The organism is Acinetobacter sp. UBA5984, from assembly GCF_002429925.1.
GTDB classification, from domain to species: domain Bacteria; phylum Pseudomonadota; class Gammaproteobacteria; order Pseudomonadales; family Moraxellaceae; genus Acinetobacter; species Acinetobacter variabilis.
In genome coordinates, this window is the sequence record NZ_DJBE01000039.1 from 77,467 (window position 1) to 90,953 (window position 13,487).

General features: G+C 44.1%; 10 protein-coding genes. 2 read left to right on the forward strand and 8 right to left on the reverse strand.

From position 1 onward, the window contains the following. Positions 1 to 38: 38 nt before the first annotated feature. Positions 39 to 2,726 (reverse strand): DNA polymerase I, encoded by a 2,688-nt coding sequence (polA, locus tag B3J29_RS05955; protein ID WP_286964599.1) that lies wholly within the window; start codon positions 2,724 to 2,726, stop codon positions 39 to 41. Positions 2,727 to 2,887: 161 nt separating this feature from the next. On the opposite strand from polA, the gene B3J29_RS05960 reads away from it, so the two are divergent. Then, positions 2,888 to 5,593 carry a DUF2339 domain-containing protein gene (locus B3J29_RS05960; RefSeq protein ID WP_005233956.1) on the forward strand — a complete coding sequence of 902 codons (2,706 nt, stop codon included), beginning with the start codon at positions 2,888 to 2,890 and terminating at the stop codon, positions 5,591 to 5,593. Positions 5,594 to 5,743: 150 nt separating this feature from the next. Here the strand turns inward: B3J29_RS05960 and B3J29_RS05965 are convergent, their stop codons facing one another. Then, positions 5,744 to 6,667, reverse strand: a complete 924-nt coding sequence (locus B3J29_RS05965; protein ID WP_005233958.1) for a mechanosensitive ion channel family protein — start codon at positions 6,665 to 6,667, stop codon at positions 5,744 to 5,746. Positions 6,668 to 6,676: 9 nt separating this feature from the next. Further along, positions 6,677 to 7,498 (reverse strand): hypothetical protein, encoded by an 822-nt coding sequence (locus tag B3J29_RS05970; RefSeq protein ID WP_005233965.1) that lies wholly within the window; start codon positions 7,496 to 7,498, stop codon positions 6,677 to 6,679. Between the two features lie 102 nt (positions 7,499 to 7,600). On the opposite strand from B3J29_RS05970, the gene gspE reads away from it, so the two are divergent. After that, positions 7,601 to 9,088, forward strand: a complete 1,488-nt coding sequence (gene gspE / locus B3J29_RS05975) for a type II secretion system ATPase GspE (protein ID WP_005233967.1) — start codon at positions 7,601 to 7,603, stop codon at positions 9,086 to 9,088. 173 nt (positions 9,089 to 9,261) lie between these two features. Here the strand turns inward: gspE and B3J29_RS05980 are convergent, their stop codons facing one another. From B3J29_RS05980 to B3J29_RS06000, 5 genes are all read right to left on the reverse strand, one after another. Continuing rightward, positions 9,262 to 9,687 (reverse strand): organic hydroperoxide resistance protein, encoded by a 426-nt coding sequence (locus B3J29_RS05980; protein ID WP_005233969.1) that lies wholly within the window; start codon positions 9,685 to 9,687, stop codon positions 9,262 to 9,264. Positions 9,688 to 9,805: 118 nt separating this feature from the next. After that, entirely contained in the window at positions 9,806 to 10,633 is an 828-nt protein-coding gene (locus tag B3J29_RS05985; protein ID WP_005233971.1) for a carbon-nitrogen hydrolase family protein, read from the reverse strand. A gap of 20 nt (positions 10,634 to 10,653) precedes the next feature. Further along, on the reverse strand, positions 10,654 to 11,172 hold the full coding sequence (gene gigB / locus B3J29_RS05990; RefSeq protein WP_004783532.1) for an anti-anti-sigma factor GigB: 519 nt from the start codon (positions 11,170 to 11,172) through the stop codon (positions 10,654 to 10,656). Positions 11,173 to 11,284: 112 nt separating this feature from the next. Next, a complete protein-coding gene (gene gigA / locus B3J29_RS05995; RefSeq protein WP_005233974.1) occupies positions 11,285 to 12,253 on the reverse strand; it encodes an RsbU family protein phosphatase GigA in 969 nt (322 codons plus the stop codon). 103 nt (positions 12,254 to 12,356) lie between these two features. After that, on the reverse strand, positions 12,357 to 13,271 hold the full coding sequence (locus B3J29_RS06000; RefSeq protein ID WP_005233975.1) for an MlaA family lipoprotein: 915 nt from the start codon (positions 13,269 to 13,271) through the stop codon (positions 12,357 to 12,359). Positions 13,272 to 13,487 lie beyond the last annotated feature (216 nt).

Below are 13,487 nucleotides of genomic sequence, written 5' to 3' on the forward strand. Positions count from 1 at the left end.
CCCAACCTTCCTCCTAAAAGGAGGAAGGGGCTTTAGTATTAATGCGCTTCATCCCAGTTCATGCCTTTACCAACTTCCACGACCAAAGGCACAGAGATTTCAATCACGGATTGCATCACTTCAGCCAGTTGAGGTGCCAGTTCATCTGCAATTGCTTCATCGACTTCAAATACTAATTCATCGTGGACTTGTAGCAGCATTTTGGCCTGATCTTTAGGTAGCATTTTATCAACCTCAATCATCGCCATTTTAATGATGTCTGCAGCCGAACCTTGTAATGGTGCATTAATCGCAGCACGTTCAGCGGCTTTGCGGACCATCATGTTACGCGTATCGATATCTGGCGTATACAAACGGCGACCCAGAATGGTTTCGACAAAGCCTTGTTCCAATGCAACCTGACGGGTACGCTGCATATATTCATAAATTCCCGGATAGCGGCGGAAATACTGTTTGATATATTCCTGGGATTCCTGACGAGTAAAACCTAACTGACGGGTCAGGCCAAATTCAGACATGCCATAGAGTAGACCGAAGTTCACGGCTTTAGCCTGACGACGCTGATCATTGGTCACTTCTTCAAGCGGGATACCGAGAACTTCAGCTGCGGTACGGCGGTGCACGTCCTGTCCATGGTTAAAGGCATCTACTAGTGCATCATCCTGAGATAAATGTGCCATCAGACGCAATTCAATCTGTGAATAATCGGCTGCGAGTAAGACACGGCCTTCAGGCGCAATAAAGGCCTTACGAATCTGACGACCGATTTCGGCACGAATGGGAATATTCTGCAGGTTTGGATCGGTTGATGATAAACGGCCGGTTGCAGTCAGTGCCTGATGATAACTGGTATGCACACGATGGGTCTCATTATTGGCCTGCTTGCATAGACCATCGGTATAGGTGCTTTTCAGTTTGGACAGACCCCGATATTCCAGAATCAGTTCAGCAATCGGGTGTTCCAGTTTTTCCAGCACACTTTCACTGGTGCTGTACTGACCGGTAGAGGTCTTTTTGCCACCTTTTAGGCCTAGTTTATCAAACAGAACTTCACCGACCTGTTTCGGAGAGCTGACATTAAACGCTTCACCAGCTATTTCCGTGATCTGATTTTCTAGATTCTGCATGGTTTGAGCAAATTCACAACCGAGTTGATCCAAGAAAGCCAGATCCAGTCGGATACCATTTTCTTCCATGCTGGTCAGCACACGCGCTACAGGCATTTCAATATTGTGTAGAATATTGACCAGCTCAGGATAAGTTTGAAGCTTTTTGCTCAGTACTTCAAACAAACGATAGGTCACATGTGCATCTTCTGCGGAGTAGTGTGCTGCGGCTTCGATCTCGATTTTATTGAAAGTTTTTTGTTTGGCGCCTTTACCTGCCACCTGTTCATAGGTCGTGGTTAAGTGGCTTAAGTACAGACGAGCCACATCATCCATGCCATGACGGGTGGCAACCGAGTTGAGCACATAAGAAGCCAGCATGGTATCAAAATACCAGCCCGCCAGATGAATGTCGTGATTTTCCAGAACATGCGCATCATATTTCAGGTGGTGGCCAATTTTCTGAATGGCTTCATNNGGTACGTAATAGGCATCCTCTGCATCAAAAGCCACCGAAAAACCGACAATCTGTGCAATACGATAATCCAGGCTGGTGGTTTCAGTATCAAAAGCAAAGCGTTTTTCAGTATTTAAACGTTCAAACAGCTTGTCCCAATCTTCCTGAGTTAATACAGTATGATATGTCGCTTCTCCAAGCTGATCGTTATCACTGCTCAGTGTCGCTTGCTGCTCATCGGCTTCCTGAGGTTCAGGTGCTGCTTTAGCAGTAATCGATTGGGTAGCCTGTTTATAGTTACGATTGTTTGGATTATTCGGATGGTCCAGTGATTGCAGCTGGTTACGGAATTCCAGTTCAGTATAAAGATTACGTAAAGCTTCTACATTTGGGTCCTGAAGTTTCAGGTCATCATAAGTGAAGCTTAAATCCAGATCGCAAATGATGCTGGCCAATTGATGATCCAATGCAATGCCATCGGTATTGTCTTTAATATTCTGACCCACTTTACCTTTGATCTTGTCGACATTTTCCAGAATGCCACCAATCGAGCCATATTCATTGAGTAATTTGGCTGCAGTTTTTGCCCCAATTCCAGGCACACCCATAATACCATCTGAGGCATCGCCCATCAGGGTCAGATAGTCAATGATCTGGTTTGGCCATACGCCAAACTTTTCAAAAACCCCATCAACATCCATTGGTTTTTCTTTGAAACTGTCTTCCAGAGTCACTTTATCAGTTACCAGCTGTGCCATGTCTTTATCACCAGTTGAAATCAGCACCTGATGACCTAAAGCTTCAGCACGTTTAGCCAGTGTACCAATAATGTCATCGGCTTCCGCACCTGGCAGCATATGCAGGGGAATGCCTAATGCGCGAATCAAGGCATGTAAGTATGGAATTTGCTGTGACAGTTCTTCCGGCATGCTCGGACGGTCACCTTTATAAATAGGTGATAGCTCGTGACGGAAAGTCGGTTCAGGCGTGTCGAAAATCACCGCCATATGGGTTGGCTGGGTACGGCGCATCAGTTTTTGAATAGCAGAAATCGCACCACGAATTGCATTGGTGTGCAGACCGGTTGACGTGGTTAATGGTGGTAGTGCATGAAAGGCACGAAATAAAAAGTAAGAGCCATCGACCAAGACAAATGGTGGCATGTAATCAATTCCTTATTCAAAAAACAGTTTTATTGTACGTGATTTTTACTGCACTCGCAGGGGCAAGTCGGTTTCTACAGCTTAGCGAATATCGGGTGAAGATGAAATAAGCAGTACAAGCTGTTGTATGATGACATGGTTAAGGAACGAGAACGAGAAGAATGACGGCAGGGCAAAATGAATTGCGTATGATCTGGCTGATTAGTCTGGTAATTGTGGGAATAAGTGCATGGTATCTGGAATTGCAGATCGTGACTTATCTCACTGGTCTGGGTTTCCTGATCAGCGTGATGCAATATATCAGTGCCATTGAAGCGCCCATGCGGGATCTGGCAGCACCGACGCAGGTGATTATGTCAGCCAATTCTAAAATACCGCTATATATTTCTTCTATTATCGCCATTGTCGGAGGCGTGACTGAGCTTAACTGGCTCATGGGCATTGGTATTACCGCCTGGATTTTCTTTCTATTACGCTGGCTACAACGTTTGGAACGTAATATTATCCAGTTGCAATCTCGTTACCGATCAGCAGATCAGACACATCCAGAAATCACTCAACCAGATATTCCTTTACCTATTGCTGCTCAAGCTAGTCCAGATCCACCACAATTGCTGGGTCAGATCCAACAGTGGATTTTTCGCGGAAATCCAGTTCTCAAAGCTGCGATCGCGATTCTGGTCATTGGGATTATTTTATTACTCCGTTTTGCGACAGAGCACTGGCAACTGAGCTTGGTGGTGAAATTAGGACTGGTCGCTTTATCTGCTGTTGTTGTGACCGGATTGGGTTTTGCTCTGATCACTAAAAATCGAAGTTTCGGTCTGGCACTGGAAGGTTTGGGATTAGGGGCACTATTTCTGACCTTGTTCTTTGCCTATTACAATCTGGTGATTGCCACGTTGCCACTGGCAGCTCTGGTGTTCTTGGTCATTTTGGCAATTGCGCTGTACTTAAGCTTGAAACAGGAAAGTATTGAGCTGGCAGTCATGGCCTTATTCATTGCCTATCTGGCGCCGTTTACCTTGCCGACCCGGGATGCTTCTGCGGTTGAGTTCATCAGTTATTATTTGCTGATTAATATCGGCGTGCTGTTACTTAGCAGTTTGCGGCCCTGGAAAATCCTGAACCAGATTGCTTTTCTGGTCACAGTCATAGTAGGTGGAATGTATAGCCTGATTCATGGTCATACATACGAACGTTATACGATGACGACTCTGATTCTGGCTCATAGTGCGGTATTCATCTGGCTGGGCTTTCGCTTTAGCCAGTTACTGGCCCGGCAGGATCTTTCCCGTTTTCGTTTAAAACCGGTTCTGGATCTTGCCCTAATTTTCGCTGCACCGATTACCGCCTATCTTTTCCTGTATCTCATTCATTTCAATGAGCCTGATCAGAAGCTTTGGCAAGCCGGGCTTAGTCTGTTATTTACCGGGATATTTGCAATCTGTTGGACTTTAGTGCGTCGTAGAGAAAGTGTTCAGGTCATTTCCCAAAGTTATCTCAGCCTGATGCTGATCTTTCTGGCTTTGGTTCCCCCCATTTTATTGACAGAGCAGTGGAGCGTAGTCGGTTGGGCAGTTGAAGGCGTACTGATTTATCTCTGGGCATTGGAAAAGAATATTCGGGTTGCGCATTATCTGAGTATGGGACTGCTGATCATGGCAGGCTTCAGTAGTGTTTACTATCTGATTGAGCTTAATTCCACACCGCGGGAAATTTTCTGGATTCTCAGCTTCTGTTATGTCACCGTCGTCTTCCTGAGTCAGCTTAAAGCCAAATATCGCCAGCAGCTGAATAGTTTAAGTATCAGTTTTCTGAGCATTCTCAGTTTTGCTTCGACCCTGATGTTGTTTGCCTTGCTTGAAGATGAGTTTGCTCATGAACAGGCTTATATTTATAGTTTATTCAGTCTTGCACTGGGTTATACGGTTCTAAGTGAAATCATACAACGCAAGCATCAGGAATGGTGCTGGTTATTGCCAAAATGGAGCAGTCTTACGCCATTGGTGATCATTGCGATTTTGCTGGCTATTGATCATAGCGAAAATGGGATTCTGGTCTGGCCAAGTGCTTTGGAGCGTGGAATCTTTGCACTTTCATCATTATTGCTGGCTGCTTTATGGTTAAGACCGGTGAAAGGGATTGATTTATCCAAAGAGTGGATGAGCTTTGGTGTTTTTGCCAGCCTGGCTTTAGCCAGTTTATGCCTAATACCGAGCATGCCTTATCTCAGTATGGTAATTCTGCCTCTGGTATTCTGGTTCTGGTGTTACCGACAAAAAGAAAATTCAGAGTGGCGTTTACTCTGGCAAAGTAAAAACTGCTTGGTATTAATGGGAGCTTGGTTAATATGCTCACAGCTGTTTAACCAGCAAGCTTTCCAATATTACTGGCTGCCTCTATTCAATCCATTTGATCTGATCAGTCTGGCCATGCTTGCCAGTTTCCTATGGATGCTGTTGCAGCAGATTCGGGCAGGACACGATCGCGGTATGAGGTCGGTACTGATGGTGCTAAGCCTGTTATGGCTGTCGAGCTATATTGTATTACGGGCCCTACATATCTATCTGCAAATACCATTTAATAGTCTGGAATTATGGAGCAATGCTACGGTGCAGCTAAGCTTGACGATTCTTTGGGTATTGTTGGCTTGGGCAACCATGTGGACGGCTACGCTAAAAAGGCTTAAACCAATGTGGATTTTAGGAGGCAGTATTCTGGTGATCGTCAGCTTGAAGCTGGTGTTATTCGACCTGTCTCATACCGGTACACTGACACGTGTGATTTCATTCTTGCTGGCCGGTGGGGTCATGCTACTGATTGCGTATATAGCACCAATGCCGGATGGGGAGAAAAGGGTTTGAATCTAAATTACTCGATTTGAACGTTAATTTAATCTCCCCAAACCCTGAACGAGCTTAAAGCACAGCTTTAAGCGATATGTAAAAGAAAGACAGGCTTTTTATGACAGTTCCTCCCTTAGTAAAGGGAGGTGAGGAGGGATTTAGAAAAAGTTATTTTAAATCCGGCTCTCTCTTCAGCTCCTTCTCATTGGCATATTGATCAACGTCTTCATTTTCCAGTGGGCGAGCCAGTGGATGATCAACAAAGCCCATTTTCGGTACCGGAATTTCAATCTGGTTATCGAGAAAGCCATTTCGAATCCGTTCCTGCATTTCATCACGGACTTTCAGATAATTTTCCTGCTGACACCAAATCGCAAACAAAAGTTCAATCGAAGATTCACGGAAGGCGGTGACTGTGACTGCAGGCTTTGGATCGGCCAGAACCAGCGGATATTTATTGGCAACATCAAGCAGTACTTCACGCACCTTGATGATGTCTTCATGGAAATTAATAGCCAAGGTAATCGGAATACGCCGGATTGGAAACTTGGACAGGTTGTGTACCGGAGCCCGAATCAGTTGTTCGTTCGGCAAACGTATATAGATATTATCTTGGGTAAGCAGTTTAACCGAGAGCAAATCAATCGAAATCACTTCACCTTCAACGGTATGTCCACGAATCAGTGTAATCTGAATGGTATCACCGACCTCAAAAGATCCTTCACCAATCAGGAAGATACCGCTGATCAGGTTGGATGCAGAGGTTTGAGAAGCGAAACCCAAAGCCACAGTTAAAATACCCGCTGCACCGAGGAAAACACTGAGCTTAAAGCCGGCTTCCTTCAAACTCGCCATCACAAACAACAGGAAAATAAAGTAGAAAATCCCGCGGCGCCAGACCATTTGCTGATGCGCATTAAAGCGTATACCGATAGTACGGATAAAAGCATTCGAGAAAAAACGTGCGATCAGGAAACCAATAAAACACAGCACAACCGCGACGACAATTTCAGTCAGGCGATCCGTATTAATATTGGTAAATACTCCCTTGAGACTGTTGGTGACTTCGGTTGGAATATTCGAATTTGGCATCACACGCTCTTAGAAAAATGAATCAAACATATTAAATAAATTTCCCGCTGGATCACGCGGTGGGTGTAAATAATCTACTTCACCCGCATTGGGCGGGGTACGGTTTTCCACCCGGATCCGAGGTGGGCGATCCAGACCTTCATGCAAAACCTTAATCTGCGAGGTCCACAGACGTTCAGTGCTGGCACTATAAAAGAGAGGCAATGCAGGTACTGGAACATTCATCCGATCGAAACGCAGTTGCTGCTGACTGGTATTATGAAACTCAATCGGGGTCACAGCACGGAATGCACGAGGACGTAATTGTTGGAGCTCGGTTCTTCCGTCAACTGCGGTAGCATAGCAAATTTCACCGGAACGATGATTGGGTCCAAACCAGGTGTCTTTCGGTAAAATCACTGGAAGATCAAAAATCGGTTCACGTTGACCTTCGACAAAACCGGCAATCCATAGCGGGGTGCTGATATAGAGGGTTCCACGTTGTCCAGCCGGAATATAAATCGGATCAACCGGTTTAATTACTACGGAGCGATTCGCCAGACGCGGCATAAGCTGTAACTTGCTTTGGGTAGATTTGAACATATAGCGTTCAATTTTCACCGGTTTCGGAAATGCAAACAGTGGATCATTAATCTGATGCCATTGCTGTTCATAATCGTACTGCACCGTCGGACGATAATATTCCAGTCGCCATTCCTGCAAACCTCGGGTCAAACGAAACAGCAGAGAGCCAAATTGCCAAGCCTTGGACTCGTTAATTTCAAAACTTTGTTCTCCCCACCATTGAATTCTGGGAGACTGCAGGTTTAATTCCTCTTGATCTTGCGGCAATGTTGGCATCCTTTCTTGCTAAATCTTTGAAAACATACTTCACGCTGTCATATGCTTAGAGTACACTCAATTTAAATTTTTTCATCATTATTATAATCTGCGATGCAAGTACTGAAACAATTACAAATCCCGTATAGCTTTGCGAAACGTCATGGTGTGCTATTGCGTTATGAGGGAGATCAGGCTTTTATTGTCCGTCGTGACAATACATCTATGCTTGCATTACAGGAAGCACGCCGTTTGCTGGGTCATCCGGCTCAGTATCAACATTGTACAGAACAAGAATTCAATCAGTTACTCAGTTCCAGTTTTGCCGGCGATAGTGGTGAGTCACAGCAGGTCGCGGCTGGTCTGGAAGATCACCCGGATTTATTAAGCCTTGCTGATTCGGTCCCTGAAGCCGAAGATCTGATGGATCAGGAGGATGATGCGCCTATTGTCCGTCTGATCAATGCCTTGTTGTCTGAAGCAATCCGTGTTGGCGCCTCAGATATTCATGTGGAATCCTTCGAAAAACGACTTTCTGTACGCTTGCGTGTCGATGGGCAACTACGTGAAATTGTGCAGCCGCGTCGTGAGCTGGCACCATTACTGATATCACGGATCAAGGTCATGGCCAAGCTGGATATTGCGGAAAAACGGATTCCTCAGGATGGCCGTATTTCCTTGCGTCTGGCAGGTCGCGAAGTCGATGTTCGTGTTTCGACCTTGCCATCTTCTTATGGTGAGCGGGTGGTGATGCGTTTGCTGGATAAGCAGGCTGGCCGTCTGAATATGACTCATCTGGGCTTGATGAATAACGATTATGATCGACTCAAGACCCTGGTGCATCGTCCTCATGGTATTATTCTGGTGACTGGACCTACCGGTTCGGGTAAGACCACCACCTTATATGCAGCACTCTCTGATCTAAATGATGGTTCCAAAAATATTCTGACAGCTGAAGATCCAGTGGAATATCAGTTAGAAGGGATTGGTCAGACTCAGGTAAATACCAAAGTCGATATGACCTTTGCCCGTGCCTTAAAAGCCATGTTACGTCAGGATCCAGATGTGGTGATGGTGGGGGAAATCCGTGATCTGGAAACTGCAGAAATTGCAGTTCAGGCATCATTGACTGGTCACCTGGTATTATCAACACTACATACCAATACTGCGATTGGTGCAGTGACGCGTTTAAAAGATATGGGAATTGAGCCATTCTTACTATCCAGCTCTTTAATTGGCGTAGTTGCTCAGCGTCTGGTGCGTACCTTATGTCCACATTGTGCGACCTGGAAGGATGCAGATGCATTTGAGAAAAATCTGTTTGAACATATTGAGCATCCACAGGATTTAAGATTACCTCAACCGCACGGTTGTGAACGCTGTGGGAATACCGGCTTTAGTGGACGTACTGCCATTTATGAAATTGTACCGGTTGATGAACATATGCGCCGTCTGATTCATGGCAATGCGGCTGAATATGAGCTGGAAACCTATGCACGTCAGCAATCAGGTTCAATTCGCGATGATGGTTTACGTAAAGTGCTGGCTGGTAAAACCACGATTGAAGAAGTTCTGCGTGTAACCAATGAGGCGGCAGAGTAAATTTTTATTCGATGGGATAGGAAGGCACTGTTTTCTTAAATAAATATCTCAAATGATCATTTTTCTATTAAATAGCATAAAGCAATTTTGATCAAAATTTTATAAGAATGATCAGCTCTATCCTGAAATGACTTCTGATTTTTCAGGATAGAGAGTCAAATATTTATTTAGACTTAGGTGATGACATTCAAAGTAACATCAATATTGTTACGGGTTGCATTTGAATAAGGACAAACGATGTGTGCGGCATCGACCAGCTTTTGAGCTTCTTCCTGTTTCATGCCTTCTAAATGAACATTTAAAGTCACTTCAATACCAAAACCGGTAGGAATCGGACCAATGCCAACTTCACCTTCAATATAGGCATCTTTGCTAATATTGATTTTATCCCGGTTGGCAACAAACTTCATGGCACCTAAAAAACAGGCTGAATAACCTGCAGCGAACAATTGTTCAGGATTGGTCCCGCCACCTGGGCCACCCATTTCCTTAGGCACTGCCAGTTTCACATCCAGAATCTGATCGTCAGAGGTTGCACGGCCATCTCGGCCGCCTGTAGCTTTGGCACGTGCGGTATATACTGCTTTTTCTAATGACATGAGAGTATTTCCTGCTTGTTCTTTTATGGAACTTCTATGCTCCATAATTTCTAGGGAAGAATAAGCAGGGATTTTGTTAATTTATGCAAGTAAATGAGAATGCAGTAGAAAGTATGACTTAAGAAAATTGTAATAGCTTGTGATGCTGCATGAGTGGCATAGACTCACGCACTTTGGCCTGCTCAGTCAAATCAAAATCAACCGTAATAATCTGTGCGCCTTCCGCATGCACCATATCGAGAAGTTGACCACGGCTGTTTGTGGCAGCGGCATGTCCCCAAGTTTGACGTTTTTCACCATGCCAACCCTGTTGAGCAGCACCGAGAACTGTGCATTGAGTATCCATAGCACGTGCTTGCAATAATAATTGCCAGTGCATTTGGCCAGTGGTGTAAGTAAAGGCAGATGGCGCAGTTAAAATATTCGCGCCTTGGCCACGTAAATGAAGCGCGAGTTCAGGGAAACGCAGGTCATAGCAGACCATCATACCGATATTGCAAAAAGGCGTTTTCGCAACAACAATATCGGTACCTGGTTCAAAAAATTGGGATTCCTGATAGCCACCAACGGCATCACCGACCTGTACATCAAAGAGATGAATCTTGTCATAGCGGGCTTCAGTTTTTTCTGGACTAATACATAGACTTACGGTTCTAACCCGGCCATCTTCAATAATCGAACCATCAGGACGATAAGGACATGGTAATGTCCCCGCGATAATCCAGATCTGATATTGATGAGCCAGCTGTTCCAGACGTTGTTGAATGCTCTCGAACTGAGCAGCGGTTTCGCGCTGTTTACCAGCAGCAAAACAGACGAAATTTTCAGGAAAGACAATAAGTTCAGCGCCTTTTGCTTTACTTTGTTGAATTAATGATTCGATAGTCATGAAATTTTGCTCAATTTCATTCTGGGAATTCATTTGTGCAACAGAAAGTAAAGTCATAGGGATTCCTTATTGTGTGTTTATACCTTTTGTTCAGAAACTTGATCTAGATTATCTTGTTCTTTTTGCAACTGTTTGACCAAGGGCTCAAACATATTCTGGTTGCTCTGATTTAACCGCATTAAAGTCTTGTGTGCATCCAGAACAGTTTTCAGCATCGCTTGATGCGTCACATGTTCTTCCATCAGTTTACGCGTACATACATTTGAATCACCGCAGTAATCCAAAATGACAAAGACCTGCCCCAAGCCCATACTGTTGGCCAGAGTAGTGATATCAGAGTTAGTCGACAACATCACCGCCTGGATCTTATGGAGCTGCTTAAGTTTAAGTCCTAATTTTGCTAGGACACCCAGTACAGTGCTGTCAATAAAGCTGGTTTCAGTCAGATCAACAATTGCGCCAACAACGTTGTCCTGCTGCTCAAGTTTGTTCAGTAATTTGTCTAGACTAATACAAGATTGGGCCCGCACTTCGCCGATAAGCTTAAAAATATGCGTTCCATTCAAGCTTGCATATTCAACATGACCTGTTGACATATAAATGCCATTTGCAGAGAAGGATATTAAATTATCCCATAGGGTCTATAGATACTCAAGTAGCTGAAAGTCGCAATCAAATTAAGTGCTTATAAAGCTTGTGATTATACTGCTATTTCACTCTTATAAAGCTGAGAATGGCAATATCGTCGGCAACATGTTCGGGTGCTTCGAAGGATTCGTTTTGTAAGTGATGCAATAATTGGGAAAATTGTTCATTCAGACCGCCGCTAAACGGCTCCAATGCCCCATCTGAACAGATAATGAAACGTGCATTGCGGCTGAAGATATACTCATTTTCGTCTACCTCAAGGTCTTCAGTGAGGCCAAGAGGGAAGCTGCTGGATGACAGGATTTTTGGTTCCTGATTCGGTTCAAAGATAATCGGAGGAGGGTAGTGACCAGCACTGGACCATTTCAAGACATGGGTTTCCAGGTTCAGGATTCCGGCAATCATGGTGATATGCTTTTCGATATTTTCCTGAACCAGCATCCCGTTTAGTTTCTTGATTAGCTCACGAGGCGTTTTGGAGCGACCATGAAAAGCCGCCATCCAGGACGTTAATAAACTGCTGGTAACGCCATGACCAGAAACATCCGCAAGATAAAAAATGATTTCTTTATCGCTGATTTTCCAGTAATCGTACCAATCGCCAGATAGATAGGCAGAAGGCTGAAAATAGGTTTCAACTGCATAATTGGTTAATTCAATTTCATTCGGCAGCAAACGTTTTTGTAGCTCTGCCGCAGAAGGAAGATCACGACTATCCTGATTACGCTTATATTGCGCATCAATTTTTTGTAATGCGATATCGGGTTGTTCAGGCAGTTTATTCCAGATCCAGCCTGCCAAAGCACCTTGTTCCCAAGCTTGTGCCAAGGCTGTTCCTTCATTTTCTAGCGCTAATACTACAGTCGGAAGGTTCCACTTATATTTCAGATAATCATGTACATCTGCAATAGCAATAATCGTTGCATCGTACAAGTCGTGATCTTCCAGCTTGATTACTTGAACGTGCGGAAGCTTCTCAAGTACTTGATCTAAATAAGGAATATCACGGGTAGGTTGAATGAAATACATAGACAGGTAGTTCGATCCTGGAATGAGTTATAAGATGTACTATAACAAGCAAATGATTGCTAGCGAACAGTTTCCGCTAGCAAATCATCATTGAGCTTAGGTTTCAAAGGTCATCACTAGAAGATTCAGTCTCATTTTCATCGAAAGATTCATCTTCAAGATTTTCATCATCGAAGTCATCTTCAAGGAATAAAGATTCCTGTTCCAGACCTTTTTTCTGGGCGATCATATAATTGGTGCGCTGCAAATAAATATCGCGAATTTGTGCATAACGATCACCTGTTAACACACCTTCAATATCAAGTAATTCTGCACGATTATCAATTGCACGCCAGAATTGATCACCCCAATACAAGCCTTCATCATCTTCAAGAATATATTTCTGTGGACGGGTCTGGCTATCGACTGCCATACCGAAAGTATCACGCACAGAACTTGGGCCCAGGAACGGTAACATCACATAAGGGCCAGAAGGTACACCATAATAACCTAGTGTGATCCCGAACTTTTCATCTTCATGATCCAATCCCAGACGACGGGCAGGATCTGCCAGACCTAAAGTAGTTAAGGTATTAATGGTAAAACGGCCCAAAGATTTTGCCGCACGAGCAGGACGGCCCTGAATCAACTGGTTTACCGCATTCCATGGTTCACCCAAATTGCTACGGAACTGGGTGTAGCTGCCACGAACATCTTGAGGAACCTTTTCCTGATACTGAACCGCAATGGGGCGAACGACTGCCTGATCGATTGCATCATTAAATTGATACACCTTTCTATTCCAGCCCTGAAAAGGATCTTTAACTTCTTCAGCCTGTGCAGCACTAGCATCGACTTTTAGCTGGGTTTGCAGGTGACTCACCTTGGAAGATATTTTTTCTCTGAGTGGAACCGTATCAGTAGTAGTAGATTCAGTTTCTATTTCAGTCTGTTCAGCCTGAGTAGTGTCTTCAGCAAAAATTAATGGGCTAGAGGCCAAAGAAAATAAGCATAAAGATAAATAAATAGAGCGATGCATAAGGAAACCCCAAAGCCTTGTTCTGAGTATAGTGGCGTTGTTTAACCCGGAATGATAAACTGTATTACTAGGAATAGGCGTAATTTAAGCAAAATTGTATAATAAATGAATAAAAACTTCATAAAAGGCTAAAAATTAGACATGCGGTAAGATTTATTTAAAAAAGGTGTTGCAAGGCATCTGAAATGCTGTAGAATGCACATCCATCGGCGGTGA

Coding starts and splice junctions, on each gene's coding strand:
- B3J29_RS05960 (WP_005233956.1), top strand. CDS start 2,888: ATGACGGCAGGGCAAAATGAATTGCGTATGATCTGGCTGATTAGTCTG.
- B3J29_RS05965 (WP_005233958.1), bottom strand. CDS start 6,667: ATGCCAAATTCGAATATTCCAACCGAAGTCACCAACAGTCTCAAGGGA.
- gspE (WP_005233967.1), top strand. CDS start 7,601: ATGCAAGTACTGAAACAATTACAAATCCCGTATAGCTTTGCGAAACGT.
- B3J29_RS05980 (WP_005233969.1), bottom strand. CDS start 9,687: ATGTCATTAGAAAAAGCAGTATATACCGCACGTGCCAAAGCTACAGGC.
- B3J29_RS05985 (WP_005233971.1), bottom strand. CDS start 10,633: ATGACTTTACTTTCTGTTGCACAAATGAATTCCCAGAATGAAATTGAG.
- gigB (WP_004783532.1), bottom strand. CDS start 11,172: ATGTCAACAGGTCATGTTGAATATGCAAGCTTGAATGGAACGCATATT.
- gigA (WP_005233974.1), bottom strand. CDS start 12,253: ATGTATTTCATTCAACCTACCCGTGATATTCCTTATTTAGATCAAGTA.
- B3J29_RS06000 (WP_005233975.1), bottom strand. CDS start 13,271: ATGCATCGCTCTATTTATTTATCTTTATGCTTATTTTCTTTGGCCTCT.